General features: G+C 45.5%; 14 protein-coding genes. 5 read left to right on the top strand and 9 right to left on the bottom strand.

The features are described 5' to 3' along the window. Positions 1 to 115: 115 nt before the first annotated feature. Positions 116 to 1,423 carry an outer membrane channel protein TolC gene (gene tolC, locus AACT21_RS12080; RefSeq protein ID WP_064625882.1) on the top strand — a complete coding sequence of 436 codons (1,308 nt, stop codon included), beginning with the start codon at positions 116 to 118 and terminating at the stop codon, positions 1,421 to 1,423. An 85-nt stretch (positions 1,424 to 1,508) separates the two neighbouring features. Here tolC and hldE read toward each other — a convergent pair whose 3' ends face one another. From hldE to AACT21_RS12060, 4 genes are all read right to left on the bottom strand, one after another. Next, entirely contained in the window at positions 1,509 to 2,939 is a 1,431-nt protein-coding gene (gene hldE, locus AACT21_RS12075) for a bifunctional D-glycero-beta-D-manno-heptose-7-phosphate kinase/D-glycero-beta-D-manno-heptose 1-phosphate adenylyltransferase HldE (protein WP_094163505.1), read from the bottom strand. A gap of 63 nt (positions 2,940 to 3,002) precedes the next feature. Next, positions 3,003 to 5,849, bottom strand: coding sequence for a bifunctional [glutamate--ammonia ligase]-adenylyl-L-tyrosine phosphorylase/[glutamate--ammonia-ligase] adenylyltransferase (gene glnE, locus AACT21_RS12070; RefSeq protein ID WP_094163503.1), 2,847 nt, complete (start codon positions 5,847 to 5,849; stop codon positions 3,003 to 3,005). A gap of 126 nt (positions 5,850 to 5,975) precedes the next feature. Beyond that, positions 5,976 to 7,232 (bottom strand): methyl-accepting chemotaxis protein, encoded by a 1,257-nt coding sequence (locus AACT21_RS12065; protein ID WP_013856051.1) that lies wholly within the window; start codon positions 7,230 to 7,232, stop codon positions 5,976 to 5,978. Between the two features lie 382 nt (positions 7,233 to 7,614). After that, positions 7,615 to 9,138 (bottom strand): CYTH and CHAD domain-containing protein, encoded by a 1,524-nt coding sequence (locus tag AACT21_RS12060; protein WP_094163501.1) that lies wholly within the window; start codon positions 9,136 to 9,138, stop codon positions 7,615 to 7,617. 204 nt (positions 9,139 to 9,342) lie between these two features. Here AACT21_RS12060 and AACT21_RS12055 point away from each other — a divergent pair, with 204 nt between their 5' ends. The 3 genes from AACT21_RS12055 (at position 9,343) to AACT21_RS12045 (ending at position 12,194) form a co-directional block, all read left to right on the top strand. After that, positions 9,343 to 10,023 (top strand): TIGR00153 family protein, encoded by a 681-nt coding sequence (locus tag AACT21_RS12055; protein WP_013856047.1) that lies wholly within the window; start codon positions 9,343 to 9,345, stop codon positions 10,021 to 10,023. 144 nt (positions 10,024 to 10,167) lie between these two features. Then, complete coding sequence (locus AACT21_RS12050) at positions 10,168 to 11,427, top strand: inorganic phosphate transporter (protein WP_094163499.1); 1,260 nt, start codon at positions 10,168 to 10,170, stop codon at positions 11,425 to 11,427. Between the two features lie 158 nt (positions 11,428 to 11,585). Further along, entirely contained in the window at positions 11,586 to 12,194 is a 609-nt protein-coding gene (locus AACT21_RS12045) for a TIGR04211 family SH3 domain-containing protein (RefSeq protein ID WP_026029138.1), read from the top strand. A gap of 62 nt (positions 12,195 to 12,256) precedes the next feature. On the opposite strand, the gene AACT21_RS12040 is transcribed toward AACT21_RS12045, so the two are convergent. Together AACT21_RS12040 and AACT21_RS12035 are read right to left on the bottom strand one after the other, a co-directional pair. Continuing rightward, the gene (locus AACT21_RS12040) at positions 12,257 to 13,024 is read right to left on the bottom strand and encodes a general secretion pathway protein GspB (protein ID WP_094163497.1); all 768 of its coding nucleotides are present in this window, start codon (positions 13,022 to 13,024) and stop codon (positions 12,257 to 12,259) included. Continuing rightward, positions 13,024 to 14,622: an ExeA family protein gene (locus tag AACT21_RS12035; RefSeq protein ID WP_094163495.1), complete on the bottom strand. Its 1,599-nt coding sequence runs from the start codon at positions 14,620 to 14,622 to the stop codon at positions 13,024 to 13,026. Before AACT21_RS12035 ends, AACT21_RS12040 begins: the two co-directional genes overlap by 1 nt. A gap of 88 nt (positions 14,623 to 14,710) precedes the next feature. On the opposite strand from AACT21_RS12035, the gene AACT21_RS12030 reads away from it, so the two are divergent. Beyond that, a complete protein-coding gene (locus AACT21_RS12030) occupies positions 14,711 to 15,922 on the top strand; it encodes a multifunctional CCA addition/repair protein (RefSeq protein ID WP_094147220.1) in 1,212 nt (403 codons plus the stop codon). 116 nt (positions 15,923 to 16,038) lie between these two features. On the opposite strand, the gene eno is transcribed toward AACT21_RS12030, so the two are convergent. From eno to AACT21_RS12015, 3 genes are all read right to left on the bottom strand, one after another. Further along, entirely contained in the window at positions 16,039 to 17,340 is a 1,302-nt protein-coding gene (eno, locus tag AACT21_RS12025) for a phosphopyruvate hydratase (protein ID WP_013856041.1), read from the bottom strand. 79 nt (positions 17,341 to 17,419) lie between these two features. Further along, positions 17,420 to 19,060 (bottom strand): CTP synthase, encoded by a 1,641-nt coding sequence (locus AACT21_RS12020; RefSeq protein WP_013856040.1) that lies wholly within the window; start codon positions 19,058 to 19,060, stop codon positions 17,420 to 17,422. Between the two features lie 223 nt (positions 19,061 to 19,283). Continuing rightward, positions 19,284 to 19,773 (bottom strand): MazG family protein (locus AACT21_RS12015; RefSeq protein ID WP_141195233.1); only part of this gene is annotated, 490 nt, incomplete at its 5' end.

Below are 19,773 nucleotides of genomic sequence, written 5' to 3'. Positions count from 1 at the left end.
GCACAGATGGACAGTTATGTGTAAAAAAGTGCAAAGTTTCGAGTGAATTACCACCAATTTAAGTTAAACTCCTTAAAAGTAACCTTCTTACATATTAAGGCAGGGAATAGGACCAATGAAAAAACTGCTTCCACTATTCATCAGCGCAGCATTAGGCAGCCTGAGTTCTTCAGTATGGGCGGATACTCTTACTGAAATCTATAATCAAGCCAAAGAAAATGATCCTCAGCTACTGAGCTCTGCAGCTCAACGTGATGCTGCATTTGAAGCGGTAACATCTAGCCGTGGCGATCTGTTACCACAAATCAACCTGACCGCTGGTTACAATATCAACCGCAGTGATACTGATTCACGTGAAAGCGATAAGCTCACAGCAGGCATCAGTTTCTCTCAGCAGCTTTATCAACGTTCAAGTTGGGTTTCTTTAGACACGGCAGAAAAGAATGCACGCAAAGCGGATTCTGCCTATGCGGCCACCCAGCAAGGTCTAATTTTACGCGTTGCACAAGCCTATTTTGAAGTGCTTCGCGCCAAAGATAACTTAGCATTTGTCCGTGCAGAAAAAGCGGCAGTGGCTCGTCAATTAGAGCAAACGAAACAACGTTTTGAAGTCGGTCTTTCTGCGATTACTGACGTGCATGACGCACAAGCGCAATACGATGGCGTGCTTGCTGATGAAGTTTTGGCAAAAAATAGCCTCACCAATAGTTATGAAACCTTGCGTGAAATTACCGGCCAAGAACATTCTGATTTAAGTGTGTTGGATACTAATCGTTTTTCAGCCAGCAAAACAACGCAGCCGATTGATGCTCTGCTTGAAGAAGCCCAACAGAAAAACCTCTCTTTGCTGACCGCTCGTATTGCTCAAGATGTCGCGAAGGATAATATTTCATTAGCAAGTTCAGGGCACTTACCCTCATTGACTCTTGATGGCGGCTACAAGTACGGTGATGAAAGCAACGATAACAGCAACTCTCAAGGGGATTACAACGATTTCAATGTTGGGATCAACCTTAATGTGCCGCTGTACACCGGTGGAAAAACCACGTCGAAAACCAAACAAGCTGAATTTGCGTACGTTGCTGCAAGCCAAGATTTAGAGCAGACGTATCGCAGCGTTGTGAAAGATGTACGCGCATTTAACAACAACATCAATGCCTCTATTGGCGCTTTACGTGCTTATGAACAGTCAGTTATTTCAGCGAAATCAGCACTGGAAGCGACCGAAGCAGGGTTTGATGTCGGTACACGGACTATTGTTGATGTGCTTGATTCAACGCGCCGTCTCTACGATGCGAATAAAAATCTCTCTAACGCACGTTATGACTATGTGCTGAGCGTACTGCAATTGCGTCAAGCAGTAGGCACCTTGAGCGAGCAAGATATTTTAGATATCAACGCTGGCTTAAAAGCAGACAGCTAAAAAAGTAAAAGCCGCTGACAATTCAGCGGCTTTTTTGTAGTGATTGGCTCATTTTATACAAAATGCCAAAGGATACGGCGCGATGTTAGCCTCTGCCGCCTTTAATTGCTTCAATAATTTCTGTGGTTGAGCAACCATCTTCAAAGTTCAACACTTTGACTTCTCCACCCGCCGCAATCACTTCTTCACCACCGGCGATATCTTCAGGTTTATAGTCACCACCTTTCACCAGTAAGTTAGGTAGTACAGCCGCAATCAAACGCTGTGGCGTATCTTCAGAAAAAGGAACCACCCAATCGACAGCGCCCAATGCAGCCAGCACCGCCATGCGGCGATCCGTTGTATTGACTGGGCGACCTGGGCCTTTCAAACGCTTAACCGACTCATCCGTGTTAACGGCAACAATCAGGCGATCGCCTAATTTGGCTGCGTGGTTAAGATAAGAAACATGTCCTGCATGCAAAATATCAAAGCAACCATTGGTCATCACCACCTTTTCGCCCTGAGCTTGAGCCACTTTTACCGCATTAATTAAGGCTTGTTCACTGATGACACCATAATCAGTATCTTTGCTACCGTGAACCGCTTCCGCTAGTTCAATGGTTGAAACGGTTGACGTGCCCAGTTTACCAACCACGACACCCGCCGCCGCATTGGCCAATGCGCACGCTTCATCAAGTGGTTTACCTGCCGCAACTGATGCTGCAAGCACTGAAATCACCGTATCTCCAGCGCCCGTTACGTCATACACTTCTTTGGCTAATGTTGGTAAATGGAATGGCTTCTGATTGCGTTGTAACAGTGTCATTCCATGTTCGCTGCGAGTCACCAACAGTGCGCCAAGATCAAACTGTTCAATCAAGGCAAAGCCTTTTTCTACTAGCTCTTGCTCTGTTTTTACTTTGCCTACGACCTGTTCAAATTCAGACATGTTAGGTGTGAGCAATGTTGCGCCACGATAACGTTCGAAATCGGCTCCTTTAGGATCGATAAAAACGGGAACGTTGGCTGCACGTGCTTTTTGGATTAATTGCTGCACATGCTCTAATGCGCCTTTGGCGTAATCGGACAAGATCACCGCTTTTACTTTCGGTAACGCCAGCTCCATGCGAGATAAAATCAGTTCTGGATCGGTGTTCTCAAACTTATCTTCGAAATCCAAACGGATCAGTTGCTGGCCTCGGCTTAGCACGCGTAATTTTGTAATGGTTGGATAATTTGGCAGAGCAACAAAATCACAACTCACTTTCAACGCTGTTAACGTTTCAGTCAGAACGTTAGCAGGCTCATCCACGCCAGTTAAACCAACAATGTGCGCATGACCGCCCAGCGAAGCAATGTTCATTGCAACGTTTGCCGCGCCGCCTGGACGTTCTTCGCTATTCTCTACTTTTACTACAGGAACGGGGGCTTCTGGTGAGATGCGACCAGTTGGGCCATACCAGTAGCGATCAAGCATCACATCGCCAATAATCAATACACCTGCATCATTGTAGTCAGGTAGGATTGGTTTCATTGTGGATCTCCAATTTTTGTTATTGCGCTGAGTGTAACACAGCTCATTGAGTCTCTAAAACACTCAACCTAGCCACTGCTGCCAAGCGTTTGTGACTCGTTTTCGCAGGTCAACAAACTTACTTTCGTCAACATCCGCATCCAAGTTAAGCAAGTTTCGATGATGGATCTGATTGCGCATTGAGGTATAGGCATCGGTGAGAGCCAGCGCTTGTTCTTCCTCCATAACACCTTGGTTCAGCAGTGACTCAAAAATGCGTACGTTGTCTGACCAAAACGTCAATTTTGGCTTTTCATGGCTAAAACGCAGCACTAGATATTGAGCTAAAAACTCAATATCAGTGATGCCACCAGCATCTTGTTTAAGCATAAAGCGGCCACTTTTCTTTCCCCCCAAATGATCGCGCATTTTTATCCGCATCGCGACTACATCCTGCTTGAGCTTGGTTTCATCTCTTGCCAATGACAAAATCTCATGACGGGTGCGATGGAAAGCCTGTTGCAGTGGCTCATCACCATAAATCATTCGGGCACGAACTAAGGCTTGGTGTTCCCACGTCCACGCTTCATTGCGCTGGTATTCATCAAACGCTTCAGCGGGGCTAACTAACAAACCGGACGCTCCGGACGGGCGCAAACGAGTATCAACTTCATACAAAATACCAGAAGCGGTACGAGTAGCAAAAATGTGGATCACGCGCTGGGCTAAGCGCAAATAAAACTGACGGCCATCAATCTCTTTTGCGCCATCGGTGTAACAATCCACCGGGCAGTCATGGAGAAACACGATATCAAGATCGGAATTGTAACCCAACTCCCAGCCCCCTACTTTGCCATAGCCAACGACTGCAAACCCTTTACCATCCCTCTCTTTTAAATGAGTGGGTTGGCCGTATTTTGCACTGACTTGCTGCCAAGCTTGGTTGATCACGGCTTCAACGATGGCTTCAGCAAGGTAGGTTAAGTGATCGCTCACTTTCATCACAGGCAAAGCACCGGCAATATCAGCAGCAGCAATACGCAAAATGCAGATCTGCTTAAATTGGCGTAATCCTTCCATTTGCTGCTCCATATCCTCTTCGGGAATACGAGCAAGAAAATCACGCAGTTCAGTTTTATAAGCAGACAACTCCATTGGATTATAGAGATGCTGCGGGTCGATAAGTTCATCGAGTAAAATGGGGTAACGACTAAGCTGTTCCGAAATCATCGGGCTTGCGGTACATAAACGCACCAGCTGCGTCAATGCCGCAGGGTGTTCATCTAGCAGCTCAAGGTAAGTGGTTCGAGTCACAATTTTGTACATCAAATGCAGCACACGAGGTAAGCCAAACTGCGCATCTGGATGAATGAAAATCGCTTGGAACAGTTTTGGCATCAACCGGTTTAATACATCTCGTCCGCGTGGGCCCAGCGTTTTTTTCGCCAAATCCTCTTTAAATTGGATCAATACATGCACCATGCCGGCAGGATCATCACAGGTAAGCTCTTGTTGAAAAATCGTTTCAAGCACATCAGGCTTGTGCGCCATATCCCACAGCTCGTGAAAATGTTTAGCAACGCACTGGTCATCATCTTCTTCATCATCGCCAATCAGAGTTGCAAATACTTGATGTACTTTGGTCATGTGTTGATGCGTTTCGTGAAACAGCGTTACCCAGTCAGTGCATTGCATTGCAACGGCTAAGCGAAGTTGATCCAGTTCATTGTCTGGCAAGGTTTGCGTCTGCTTGTCGGCCATCGCTTGCAATAGGTTCTCAAGGCGACGTAAAAACAGATAAGCTTGTCGTAAATCGGCCACTTCTTGCGGTTTGAGCAGGGCAAGTTCTTCTATTGCAACCAGTGTTTCTAATAGTCCACGCTGACGTAAACTGGGTTCTCGTCCACCACGAATTAACTGAAATACTTGTGCGATGAATTCAATTTCGCGGATCCCGCCTGCGCCTAATTTGATGTTGTTATGCAGCCCTCGACGTCTCACTTCGCTGCTGATCATCGATTTCATACGGCGCAGAGATTGAATGGCGCTAAAATCGATGTAGCGGCGGAACACAAATGGTCGCAGCATTTGACGCAACTCTTGGTACTGCGGATACATTTCCCGCCCCATTACTCGAGCTTTGATCATCGCATAACGCTCCCAATCACGCCCTTGCTCTTGGTAATAATCTTCGAGCGCCGCATAGCTCATCACCAGTGGGCCACTTTCACCAAAAGGACGCAAACGCATATCAACTCGGTAGCAAAAACCGTCAAAGGTATGTTGATCCAACGCTTTAATGATTCGCTGGCCTAAACGGGTAAAAAATTGCGCATTCGCGATGCTGCGGCGAGCGCCTTGTGTTTCACCGTTTTCAGGATAAGTAAAGATGAGGTCGATATCCGACGAGAAGTTCAACTCACCGCCACCTAACTTGCCCATGCCGATGATCAGCATAGGTTGTGCTTCACCTTGGTCGTTAGTTGGCGTTCCCCACTCGAAGCAGCAAACAGCGTACTGCCACTGGTAAGTCTCAAAAATGAGTGCTTCCGCCAGTGCTGAAAGATGTGCAAGGCTCTCTTCTAACGTCCAACTGGCGGTGAAATCTCGCCAAGCGATGTACACCATTTCACGGTTACGAAACTGACGCAAAATACGATGCCCTGACATTTCATCTTTGCACTCTTCTAGCTGTATAGCGAGATCGTCTCGGTAATGCTCTAGCCTTGACTCTCCCGCCAACATTTCTGGTAATTGCATACACAACCATTCATCTCGCAATAATGCTTCATTGATAAACTGGCTCATCCCGACCACATACAACAGCTGTTTTTTCAATGGCTCGGACCACTGTGCAATGCTCGGTTGTTGCTCTAGCAAATGTTGATAGGTTGTGTGCGCAAAAGCGTGAAGTGATGAAGGCAGTAACATGAGACATCCTTGTGAATTGAGACCAATGCAGTCGCTAGAAGGCTATTTATAGCAAACTTATATCAATAAAAAACGCCCAACAACAAGAATTGTGGGCGTTGATTGAAGGATCGAATTTCTACAGAGTTAGACTTTGAACATCGTAATTTTCCGATCTAACTCTTCAGCGTTGCTTTGCATGATCTCTGATGTTTCAAGCAACTCACCAACTACTGTTACTGAGGCTTCAACGAGCTCCCTCACATTGGTTAGATTTTGGTCCATTTCCTGAGCCACGCTAGTTTGCTGCCCAGCGGCCGTTGCGATTTGGATATTCATGTCATTGATCCGTTGCACTTGATTCACAATACCATCTAATTCAGTGCCCGCATTCGTAACCAGCTCAACTCCTTCAGCCGCTTCAACTACACTTTTTTCCATTAAATCAACGGCTGAATTGGCACTATTTTGTAATTGAGAAATCATCTCTTGGATCTCAATCGTCGCTTTTTGGGTGCGCTGCGCTAAGTTACGCACTTCATCGGCCACCACCGCAAAACCACGCCCAGCTTCACCAGCCCGAGCCGCTTCAATGGCAGCATTGAGCGCGAGTAGGTTGGTTTGCTCGGAAATACTTTGGATGGTTCCAACAACACTGCCAATCGCAACCACTCGTTCTTCAACTTGGTTGACGGCTTGCGCTGATGCCGCGATATCCTTCGATAGCTCACTCATCTTAGTGATGGTGCCTTTGACAAAACGCTGACCAGTTTCTGCTTGACCTGACGCTTGCTCGGTTAGTGCTGATGCATTTTGTGCATGCTCTGCGACCGTTTGCACCGTGGATGTCATTTCACTCATGGCGGTGGCCAATTGGTCAATTTCGTTAAACTCTTCTTGAGCCGAATCTTTGGTTTCTGACATGCTGATGGTCATGACTTCAGTAAGTGACGAAAGCTCTTGTGAGGCATCCACTTGCATCTTAATGACGTCTTGCAACTGGCGGCGGGTTTTCTCAAGCTCTCGCGCAACGTCGCCGTACTCATCTTTACATTCCATATTAATCGGTGTGGAAAGATCACGACTTGCCATCAACTTAATTGAATCACTTAAATATTGTGTTTGGCGCAGCATGACTTTGGCTGCGGCGAGTAAAAGCACAACAAAAACGATGATCATGAATGCCGTTTGCCATACTACTTGAGTCAAATAAGCATCATAGTGTTGCTGAGCGATTTCGGTATTCTGAGTTGCTGCAAGCAGTGATTCGTAAAAAGTACGAGCATCCCAAAGCTGCTTTGCGATGATCAATACTGTACTAAACACCATCAGCATAACCATTTTAGGAACGAGACGAATATCGGTAATCAAACGTTCCCATGGCTTAAATGCCATTGTTGCCATTGTCAGTTCTCCACTATGTCTTATATGTTGAAATTTCGGTAAGTAAGCAAACTCAAAAACTAAAAAAGCTATTTATTTTGAGCTTCGTATGAAAAAAGATGATATCAAAGATGAGACAAATCCAATGTGTTTATTGTTGCTGATCCACTCACTCATGGCATGATTTGTGATCTCAGGCTTGTTGTTCATCCCTGTCAATCATGATATCTGTTAGGTTTCTATCGACCCTGATTTTTTGAACTGTAGTCGTTTCGTTGTGCAACCTGTTGGAGATTTGATCTCATCCACAAATCAATTGCAATTAATGAAACTAAATGAGCAGAGATATAAAAAAAGAGACACCGCAGTATCTCTTTTTCATTTTGGCTGTGAGCCATGTTGATTAGCGACTTTTACGCCAATAAGGCTCGGCTTCAATGCCAATTTGTCGCGTCTGCTCCATCGCATGAACAATCGAGTTTTGTTGGCGAATCAGCCATCGCTTGAGTTGTTCTTGTTCGTCTTCTTGCAACTTGTCGATCAAATTCTCTAGCGGCTTGAGCATTAATAAATCATCTATTCCTTGCAGTAAATCAGCCCAAGGGAGACGGAAGTTTTTGCGTTCTTCAATATCATAAAGGCTCGCAAAACCAATGCCAGTGTAGAGATTACGCATTAAACGATACTGCTGATCAATATACTCTTGAGGGCTTAGCTCAACTTTAGGAGGAAAAGCTTCCATTAACTCGGCCCATGTGCGATCCAACTGCTTCACCGAAAACGAACCGACGTTACGCGCCATTTTTTCTCTGGCTTTATCGTCCAAGAAGGGTTGCCATCCACGGCTCAAAATCCAACGACTGAGATCAAGCAGTAACCCTGTATACCGCGCCGAACTGAGCAGCTTTAAGTTTTCTTCCCGATTAGGGAGTGCCTCTTGCTGCTCTTTTAACTCGGCGATGATAAATTTACGAGCGTCCAGTTTACGCAGTGCGTGGCCTTTATCTTCAAGCAGATTGGTTAGGTAGTCATGAGTTTTTAACCACGATAACTCTTGCTCCAACCATTTCAATTCCTGACGTAAAATAGCGCTAGCGCGACGTGGCACAATGCCGCCATAAATGCTCAAGATCTGACGTAAAAAACTGGTGGCGTGGCTTATCTCATGTAACGCTGGAATTGAATCGCGCTCGGTGTAGATCTGTTCATGGTGATGCCAATGGGATAATGCATGCTCTAGCGAGTGAATAAAACACTCTTCCACGCTGTCAGTACTGACTGTATTGACCAAGGTTAAGGCGTGAACTTCATCACCTTGATAACCAGACGCAAGACGATAGCCTCGCGCCGCTTTACTCAAGTTACCCAGACGCATACCACCGTGCTCACAAAACTGGCGAGCTAACGTAAACAAGGCATCCGTTTGCCCCGATTTCAACTCCAGCTCCACTTCGCAGATAGGTTCTTGTTTTTCACCTGCAACAACAAAACCTTGATCGAAAGCCACTTCAACTTGGCTGCCATCGGCCATGCCAATCAGCCACTGCTCGCGTGTGAAGTTGGTCGAAAATAGAGGCATCAGTTCAGATTGTAAGGTCGTAATATCTTTACCTTGTGGCCAGATATCTTCCGGATGAAGCGTCAAGTTCGGTTCATTGCTGTTGTGCTCAGCATTGTATTCTGGTCTTTGGTGCAACCCTGCAACGACTCGACCCGCCGTTTTAACAGTTTGAACATACACATCATCAAAGCGACGAATACGAAGCCCTGTGTCGTGTTGACGCAACCAGTTGTCAGGTGTATCGAAGTAAGTGTTCCCTAACGCTCGACAACTGTGCTGAAGTACTTTGATTTCAGAGATCTTGTAACGCAAAATTTCCGAAAATTTTGGTGAAACAAAAAACTTCAGTTCTATCTCGGTTTCCATAACTAACCCTTTCAAAGCAGATAGCGAAAGAATATGGCCTAATGCACAGTGGGGCAAGTAACAAATATCACCGGAATGATGATCTAAAACAGTTTTAATGAGAGATTTAATGGGTTAACATGCGCGCCTTTATAGCCATCGCTCAACATTTCGCCATGAATGGTGTATGTTATTTTAAGGTTATATTTTTTAGGTTGAACGACCATGCCAGTAAATACAATTATGGGGTTATTTGCAAAGTCCCCTATAAAGCCTTTGCAGCGCCACGTTGTGTGTGTGAATGAATGTTGCTCTCACTTAGTCAATTTCTTTGAAGTTTGTTCAAAGGGTGACTGGGAGAAAGCAGGTGAAATTCGAGCCCAAATTTCTCATTTAGAGAAAGAAGCGGACGTACTCAAGCGTGAAATTCGTCTTAAACTACCACGCGGTTTATTTATGCCTGTCGATCGTACTGACATGCTAGAGCTGTTAACTCAGCAAGATAAACTGGCCAACCTTGCAAAAGATATTGCAGGCCGTGTCTACGGTCGTCAATTGATCATCCCAGAGCCTCTTCAAGAAAACTTCATTGCCTACGTAAAACGCTGCCTTGATGCAGCAAATCAAGCGCAAAAAGTGATCAATGAGCTCGATGAGTTATTGGAAACAGGATTTAAAGGTCGTGAAGTCACACTGGTGGCGGAAATGATCAATCAACTGGATGTGATTGAAGATGACACCGATGCGATGCAGGTTCGACTCCGCCAACAATTAATGGCTATTGAGTCGAAAATGAATCCGATCGATGTAATGTTCTTGTACAAAATTCTAGAATGGGTGGGCGGCATTGCCGATCAAGCTCAGCGCGTTGGCGCTCGTCTTGAACTAATGCTTTCTCGCTCTTAAATCAGTAAGTTAACCAAATAACGAAGAGCAAAACTTGATCCATCAGCTTAGGCGTTGATTATTTTCTCCGCTGATGGTTTTGACTCGCTTCGAGAAAATGAGTCCAGTTATGCTCCGCTTGTTATCAAAAGACTAGGTATTACGATGGATATCCTTGCGAACTACGGCACTGTCCTGATTCTTGTTGCAGCCGCTTTTGGCTTCATGATGGCGATTGGTATTGGTGCAAATGATGTTGCTAATGCAATGGGAACTTCAGTAGGCTCAAAAGCGCTAACCGTAAAACAAGCTATTATCATTGCGATGATTTTTGAATTCGCTGGTGCATATTTAGCGGGTGGTGAAGTAACCGAAACCATTCGTAACAGCGTCATCGAACCCGCACTTTTCGCTCACCAACCCGACGTTCTTGTTTATGGCATGATGTCTGCACTTCTCGCCGCCGGAACATGGTTATTGTTGGCTTCATACATGGGTTGGCCTGTATCAACGACTCACTCTATCATCGGCGCCATTATCGGATTTGCCTGCATATCCGTCGGCCCAGAAGCGGTTGATTGGGCCTCAGTAAAAGGCATCGTAGGCAGTTGGATTGTCACCCCAGTCATTTCTGGTTTGTTCGCCTACTTAATCTTCGTCAGTGCTCAACGATTGATTTTCGATACTGAAAATCCACTGATGAATGCCAAACGCTTTGTTCCTATTTATATGTTCATCACCACTATAGTGATCGCACTGGTTACCATCAAAAAAGGCCTTAAACATATAGGCTTACACCTGAGCACCGGTGAAGCATGGTTATGTTCTGCGGCGTTATCAGGCCTTGTTATGGTCGGTGGTTACTACTACATCAAGAGAAAATTTGCCAACCGCGAAGAAGACCATGGGTTTTCCGGTGTTGAGAGCATCTTTAGCGTATTGATGGTGATCACTGCGTGTGCAATGGCTTTTGCGCATGGTTCAAATGATGTAGCTAACGCGATTGGTCCTCTGTCTGCGGTGGTTTCAACTGTTGAAAGCTTGGGTGCTGTCAGTGCTAAAAGCTCAATTGCTTGGTGGATTTTGCCACTGGGTGGTTTTGGTATTGTGGTTGGCCTAGCTACCCTTGGTCACAAAGTGATGGCGACGGTCGGTACGGGTATCACTGAACTGACGCCAAGCCGTGGCTTTGCCGCTCAGTTGGCAACAGCGTCAACGGTCGTATTGGCATCAGGTACTGGCCTTCCAATCTCAACCACACAAACACTTGTTGGTGCGGTATTAGGGGTTGGTTTTGCTCGTGGAATTGCGGCATTGAATCTAGGTGTGGTGCGTAATATCGTTGCTTCATGGATTGTCACCTTGCCAGCAGGCGCTTTACTTGCGGTCATTTTCTTCTATGCCCTGCAAGCAATATTTGGCTAATACAATAAGTCAATAGATTGTAAGTGCAATGTCATTAATTGACTCAAACGCACAGAAAGGGAGGCTTAGCCTCCCTTCTTTGTTGCACCAATCAACGAAACTTCTTAATATTTGTCGAAAGCATTTTAATACCTCATTTGATAGCTAAAGGACTTATCGTGAAAAAACTGATCTGCATGGTTTTACTGACCATGTTGGCTGCGCCAACGTTTGCGCAAGACCGCTATATTGCGGACAAACTCTTTACTTATATTCATTCAGGTCCAAGTAACCAATTTCGCATTCTCGGTAGCATCGATGCAGGAGACAAAGTAAAGCTGCTTGATGTTAATAACGATACTGGTTATAGCCAGATTGCCGATGAGAAAGGCCGCACGGGTTGGGTTGAAAGCCGTTTTGTCACTCGCCAAGAAAGCATGGCGATGCGTTTGCCGAAATTGGAGAGTGAGCTGGCCGAAGTGAAAAGTAAATTGGCCAATGCAAAGCAAAATGCAGACAGTGAAAAAGCCGGATTGGCCAATTCATTAGAGGCTCGCAATCAACAAATTTCAGAGTTAGAACAAAACTACAGTGATATCAGTAAGCAGCTCACTGATTCACAAACTGAAATTCGCGAACTGCGCGCTAAGCTGGATACTCAGAAAGAGGATCTACTGCTTAAATACTTTACTTATGGGGGCGGCGTAGCGGGTATTGGTCTGTTACTTGGACTAATTTTGCCACACATTATCCCACGCCGTAAGAAACACCCTTCTGGTTGGGCATAATCTCCCTAACAGACTGGATCTATCACTTGAAAAACGGTCACCAGAGAAAGGTGACCGTTTTTTTATCCTTTCCAATCATAAAGAGCTGGGATTTCAATCAATTCACCATCGAAACGTATCAAGGTTGATTGCGGATTGATCTCGACTAATTGCACGCCATTCACCACATCATCACCTACCTTTCGCTCTACGCCATTAATTTTTACCCATCGTTTATCTGTGCGACTTGAATAAACGTGAGTCTGGAAATTCAGCGCTGGGATACGGCCTGAAAAGGTATCAAGATGTTCTGTGAGCAGAAGATGATCTTTTGATGTGTCTCCTACCAGTACGACTTGATCTTTGCCTTGAATCGCCAACTCAACTCGTTGTACCAATTCCGGGGATAATTGACTTAAGTCGAGATCATTAAGGCCAAACTCCTGATCTGCGTTTTTATCTCGCGGATCACGAGTCGTCAACTGAGTACCATGTAAAGGAGTAAATGGCGGCGTAGAGCTTGTCTCGGTAAGAGTTTTCACTCGTGGTGTATTGGTTTGTAACTCACCAAAGTCAGGGTATTCCAGAACTTGGTAAGCCCCCTCTTGTTGCACAACTTGTGGCGCATTGCGCTTCAATTGTTCTAGATCATCGATTCGCGCTTGATATGAATGATAAACAAGATAACCGCAACAAAGCAGCGATGGAGCAAACAACGCGGTAAGCGATGATTTCGAGCACCATGAAGATGGCAAGGATTGATTAAACACTGCTACATGAGAAGAGTGAGGCAAGCTTTTGCTCTGGTGGCTAAGCTCTGATTGCTCTAATGCTTTAAGCACTTGCGACATTATCCTTGCTCCTTAGTAATGAGAAGGCGAGGTGCGTTGTGTTGAGTCAATAGCTCAAGCCGACTGATCGTGCGAGCCCCAGCAATACCATCGCTGTCCATTTTTTGCCAGCGTTGGAAAAAAGCCACTTTGCGCTTTACCTCACCATCAAATTGTTGATGCCCTGTGGCTTGCTCTCCAAGTAACTGAGACAATTTTTGGTCAAGCAGTTCAACATCATCTCCTTGCATGCCCTGTTTCAACGTTCGAAGTAAATCGTGCTGCCAAATGTAGTGATATTCTCCTGTCCATACGTCACTGAGCTGACTTTGGTTAATTTGCACATGCTTTCCTGCCATTAACAATTGCACCTGTTCAGCATTGATCTGGTACAGCACCGCATAAGCTTGTGTTTGCTCCGCAGCTAAAGTAAGCACCACTGGCAAATTTAACTGCTTTAATTGGTTGAAATCACCCTGCATACGCTGACATTGAAAGCGTCCTTGTGCTTGAGCATCACAAAAACTATCGGCCAAAGATGCGCTGTAACCCCACACTTTATAAAGATCGCTAATAGCCGCTTCCAATGCCTTCGACCGTTCTAGATCTTGTTCCAATTGAGCACTGATCACCACTTGAGTGATCGGTTTAGGTAATTCAGGGGAAGGCAACGCAAAGCGCATCATGCGATCAATCCATGGCGGGCTAAACCACGCAATGAACACAGCTAACACTAAGCCCGCAATGAGAGGAGAGCGATACGATATTGAAGACGGTACGAGGCGAGCATGAGGCGACTGATAGACCGAAGACTGAAAATTCATGACCTCTTGACCCGCGGTACGCACTAATTCAAATGAGAGCGCTTTCACGCCCTGCTGATAGGCTAACTTGAAACTCGCATCGCACACTAAGTTAATTAAACGCGGAATACCGTGGGTCTGTTCCGCTATCCATTTGATACTTTTCTGATCAAACCAATCCTTGTGACCGCCGGCTAACGCTAAACGAAAGTGGATGTACTGCTCTGTCTCTTGAACATTGAGAGGCAGCAAGTGATAACGACCGGTAATACGTTGCGCAAGTTGGCGTAATTGAGGTAATTGCAATTTTTGTTGTAACTCGGGCTGACCAATCAGTAAAACCTTAAGTAACTTACGGCTCTCCGTTTCAAGGTTAGTCAGTAGTCGCAACTGTTCCAGTACATCGGCGGCCAGATGCTGCGCCTCATCTATCACTAATAGCGTCTGTTTCCCTTGCGCGTGGTTATGCAGTAAATGATGATAAATTACTTGGCTAAGCGCTTTTAAACTCCCTGAAGGTGGGTAAGACAGCGCAAACTCATCACAAATCGCTTCAAGCAACTCGATGTTCGAAAAAGTTGGATTTAAAATAAACCCCGCCTGAGTACTATCATCGAGTGCTGCAAGCATCGCTCTTGCGATGGTTGTTTTGCCAGTCCCCACTTCGCCAGTTAATAGCGCAAAACCACCACCATCACCCAGCCCTGCTTGTAAATGTTGCATCGCTTCACGATGACGATGGCTCAAAAATAGGTAACGAGAGCTCGGTACAATTGAAAATGGCGGCTCGGTAAATCCAAAAAATTCCTTATACATTCTCTCGTCTCTATCATTTCACTGTGATGAAAAGTACCATTACTAACATCAATCGCCAATGGCGTTTCAGCATATTTAAGGTAATCCGGTGCAAGTATACTTAGTTGGGGGCGCGGTACGCGATCAGTTGCTCCATATTGATATCTATGACAAAGATTGGGTTGTAGTAGGCAGCAGCCCAGAGCAAATGCTGGCCACTGGTTTTACTCCTGTAGGAAAAGATTTTCCCGTATTTCTTCACCCGAAAACGAAACAAGAGTATGCCCTTGCTCGCACTGAGCGCAAAACTGGCGCTGGCTACACAGGCTTTGCCTGCTACTACGCACCCGATGTGACTTTGGAAGAGGATCTCGCTCGCCGCGATCTGACCATTAACGCCATCGCACAAGATAACGCTGGTAAGCTTATTGACCCCTATGGCGGCCAGCGCGATCTGCACAATCGCCTACTGCGCCATGTTTCTGATGCTTTTATCGAAGATCCACTACGTGTCCTTCGCGTCGCTCGTTTTGCGGCCAAATTCGCACATTTAGGTTTTACCATTGCCGATGAAACCATGGCACTGATGAAACAAATAACGCAATCAGGTGAGTTGCAACACTTAACCGCCGAGCGCGTATGGCAAGAGTGGCAGAAATCACTGGCCACTCAGCATCCAGAAATATTTCTTTCTGTTTTATATGAATGCGGTGCACTTAAAGTGGTATTACCCGAACTGGATCGCCTGTTTGGTGTTCCTCAACCGGAAAAATGGCATCCTGAAATTGATACCGGAGTACACACCTTAATGGTTGCAGCGCAAGCGGCGAAGCTCTCTTCATCGATAGCGGTTCGTTTTGCAGCGCAAGTGCATGACTTAGGTAAAGGAGTCACACCTAAAAGCGAATGGCCCAGCCATAAAATGCACTGTCACACAGGAATTAACATCATTAAAGCCTTGTGCGAGCGGGTGCGTATTCCAAATGAGTGTAAAGAGTTGGCACTACTCGTCTGCGAGCAGCATTCCAATATTCATCGAGCGGCAGAATTAAAACCCAGCACCAAACTCAAAATACTCGATAAACTCGATGCATGGCGCAAGCCTGAGCGCTTGCAGGACGTTTTACTCTGTTGTCAAGCCGATCATGCGGGTCGATTAGGTTGTGAAGAGACCCCTTATCCGCAACGCGATATTTTTCTCAAAGCCTATCAAGCCGCACTGAGTGTCGATGTACAACAGGTGATCCGTGATGGTTTTCAAGGGAAAGCGATCAAAGAAGAACTGGATAAACGACGGATCGCAGCGATTAGCGCGGTGTAAATCTTTCCCTTCTTAACTCGCAATTCAAAATGCGAGTTGCGATAGCAGAAAAAACAAAACGCCCTGCATTGCAGGGCGTTCTTTAAAGTAATGATGCTAAGCTGTATCCCGTGGGATTAAGCTTGGCCTTTCACTTCTTTAAGACCGTTGAAAGGAGCACGACCAGCTAGCGCTTCTTCAATACGGATTAGTTGGTTGTACTTAGCAACACGGTCAGAACGGCTCATAGAACCCGTTTTGATTTGACCTGCAGCTGTACCTACCGCTAGATCAGCGATAGTTGCATCTTCAGTTTCGCCAGAACGGTGAGAGATTACCGCTGTGTAACCAGCATCTTTAGCCATCTTAATTGCAGCTAGAGTCTCAGTTAGAGAACCGATTTGGTTGAACTTGATAAGGATTGAGTTAACGATACCTTTCTCAATACCTTCTTTAAGGATCTTAGTGTTAGTAACGAATAGATCGTCACCCACTAGCTGAATTTTGTCGCCTAGAAGTTCAGTTTGGTGTTTGAAACCAGTCCAATCAGACTCGTCCAAACCGTCTTCGATAGAAACGATTGGGAATTGCTCAACAAGGCCCGCTAGGTAGTGGTTGAACTCTTCTGAAGTGAACGTTTTGCCTTCACCTTTCATGTTGTAGATGCCAGCGTCTTTGTCGAAGAACTCAGATGCTGCACAGTCCATCGCTAGAGTGATGTCTTTACCTAGCACGTAGCCAGCCGCTGCAACCGCTTCTGCGATAACTTCTAGCGCTTCAGCGTTAGATTTTAGGTTAGGAGCGAAACCACCTTCGTCACCAACAGCAGTGTTGTAGCCTTTAGACTTCAGAACTTTAGCTAGGTTATGGAATACTTCTGCACCCATACGTACTGCTTCTTTAAGAGTTTTTGCGCCAACAGGTTGGATCATGAACTCTTGGATGTCTACGTTGTTATCTGCGTGCTCGCCACCGTTGATGATGTTCATCATTGGTAGAGGCATAGAGAATTGGCCAGCAGTACCGTTTAGCTCAGCAATGTGCTCGTATAGAGGCATGCCTTTCGCAGCCGCAGCCGCTTTTGCGTTCGCTAGAGAAACCGCTAGGATTGCGTTCGCACCGAAGTTAGATTTGTTTTCAGTACCATCAAGGTCGATCATCACTTGGTCGATAGCTGCTTGATCTTTAGCATCTTTACCAACTAGAGCATCAGCAATTGGGCCGTTTACAGCTGCAATCGCTTTAAGAACACCTTTACCTAGGAAACGTGATTTGTCACCGTCACGTAGCTCAAGAGCTTCGCGAGAACCAGTAGATGCACCAGATGGCGCAGCTGCCATACCTACGAAACCGCCTTCTAGGTGAACTTCAGCTTCTACTGTTGGGTTACCACGTGAGTCGATGATTTCGCGACCTAGAACTTTAACGATCTTAGACATTAATGTTTCCTCTCGTTGAATTTAAATGTCAAAACTATAAAGGGCAGCAGCACAACAATTGCAACTGCCCGTATCCTTGTTACTTCTCTGATTCACCGCGTTGGAACTCACCTGCCGCTTTAATAAAGCCTGCAAATAGTGGGTGACCATCACGAGGGGTTGAAGTGAATTCTGGGTGGAACTGAGCTGCTACAAACCATGGGTGAGCAGGGTTCTCAATCACTTCAACTAGCTTCTTATCAGCAGACAGACCTGATACTTTCAAGCCAGCTTTTTCGATCTGCGGACGAAGTTTATTATTAACTTCATAACGGTGACGATGACGTTCATGAATGGTTGCACTACCGTAAAGCTCATACGCTTTGGTGCCTTTCTCTAAGTGGCATAGCTGCGAACCAAGGCGCATAGTACCACCAAGATCAGACTTTTCAGTACGCTCTTCTACGTTACCTTCGTCATCTACCCATTCGGTGATCAAGCCTACCACAGGGTATTGAGTCTCTTTGTTAAATTCTGTTGAATGCGCACCTTTCATACCCGCAACGTTACGCGCGTATTCGATCAGCGCCACTTGCATACCTAAACAAATCCCTAAGTAAGGAACTTTGTTTTCGCGGGCATATTGCGCAGCAAGAATTTTGCCTTCGATACCGCGGTCACCAAAACCGCCAGGTACTAGGATTGCGTCCAAACCAGTCAGCACTTCCGCACCTTTGGTTTCAACGTCTTGAGAATCGATGTATTTGATTTTCACGCTCAAACGGTTTTTCAAACCTGCGTGTTTCAGTGCTTCGTTAACCGATTTGTAAGCATCAGGCAATTCAATGTATTTACCGACCATCCCGATCACCACTTCAGCGGTTGGGTTAGCCTCTTCGTAAATCACTTGTTCCCATTCAGAAAGATCCGCTTCCGGTGCTTTAATACCAAAACGGTTACAAACGATATCATCCAAACCTTGAGCTTTGATCAGTTGAGGGATCTTGTAGATAGAATCAACATCTTTCATCGAGATAACGGCTTTTTCAGGCACGTTACAGAACAAAGCAATTTTCTTACGTTCGTTCGCTGGGATAACGCGATCGCTACGACAAACCAAAATATCAGGCTGAATACCGATAGAAAGCAGCTCTTTAACTGAATGTTGAGTCGGTTTGGTTTTCACTTCACCAGCAGCGGCAAGGTAAGGAACTAAAGTCAGGTGCATAAACATCGCGTGTTCACGGCCCACTTCAATCGCAAGCTGACGAATCGCTTCCATAAATGGCAATGACTCGATATCACCAACGGTTCCGCCCACTTCAACGATAGCGACATCGTGACCTTCAGAGCCTGCGATAACGCGATCTTTAATCGCATTAGTGATGTGTGGAATAACCTGAATCGTTGCACCTAGGTAGTCACCGCGGCGCTCTTTACGCAATACATCGGCATAAACACGACCAGCAGTAAAGTTATTGCGCTTGGTCATTTTGGTACGAATAAAACGTTCGTAGTGACCAAGGTCAAGGTCAGTTTCAGCGCCATCTTCCGTGACAAACACTTCACCATGTTGAGTTGGGCTCATTGTGCCTGGGTCAACGTTGATGTAAGGGTCAAGCTTCATCATAGTCACTTTAAGACCACGAGCTTCTAAAATCGCCGCAAGAGATGCTGCCGCAATACCTTTACCTAGAGAGGATACAACCCCGCCAGTAACAAAAATGTAATTTGTCGTCATGTTTAACCTGAAATTGGTTGAATGAGGGAAATGGATTTCTTCTGGACGGGATAAAAATATACCAGAAGCCCTTATTCGCTACAACGTGAAATCTATCACACTGTCATTTTTTATTTTTTGCTTCAAATCAAAGAGCACCGCTTGATATGGCTTATCACACCACTCAAATGAGTCAAATTTGTCTCAATGGGTGGGTTTTATTGTGGATTGCCAACACAGGGTATTACTTCGACTCCAAGCGCTTCACTTCATTCCACATCGCATCCAATTCTTCGAGAGAAAAATCGGTCAAGGTTTTGTGCTGACGTGCCACCAGCATTTCAATACCTTTAAATCGACGTGAAAACTTTCGATTTGCTTTATTTAACGCCACTTCTGGATCAATTTTTAAGTGCCGAGCAAAGTTAACGGTGGCAAATAATAGATCGCCCATTTCATCCTCTACTCGAACCGGATCAGGGTTAATTTGCAACGCCTCTTCCATGACTTCTTCGATCTCTTCTTGAACTTTATCAACCACTGGGCCGATAGAATCCCAATCAAAGCCATATTGGGCACACTTTTTTTGAATCTTTGTAGCACGTAAAAGGGACGGAAAAGCGTGTGGTATTGAGTCTAGAATACTTTGATCTTTTTTTCCTGCTTGTACCTTTTCTTTGGCTTTTTCAGCTTCCCAATTGGCGTTGATTTGCGCTTCATCCTCAAACTTGGCA

Source organism: Vibrio sp. V08_P9A1T1 (genome assembly GCF_963874405.1).
GTDB lineage: Bacteria > Pseudomonadota > Gammaproteobacteria > Enterobacterales > Vibrionaceae > Vibrio > Vibrio anguillarum.
Note: the sequence above shows the minus strand (reverse complement) of the source record. Positions and strands in the feature narration are given on the sequence as shown.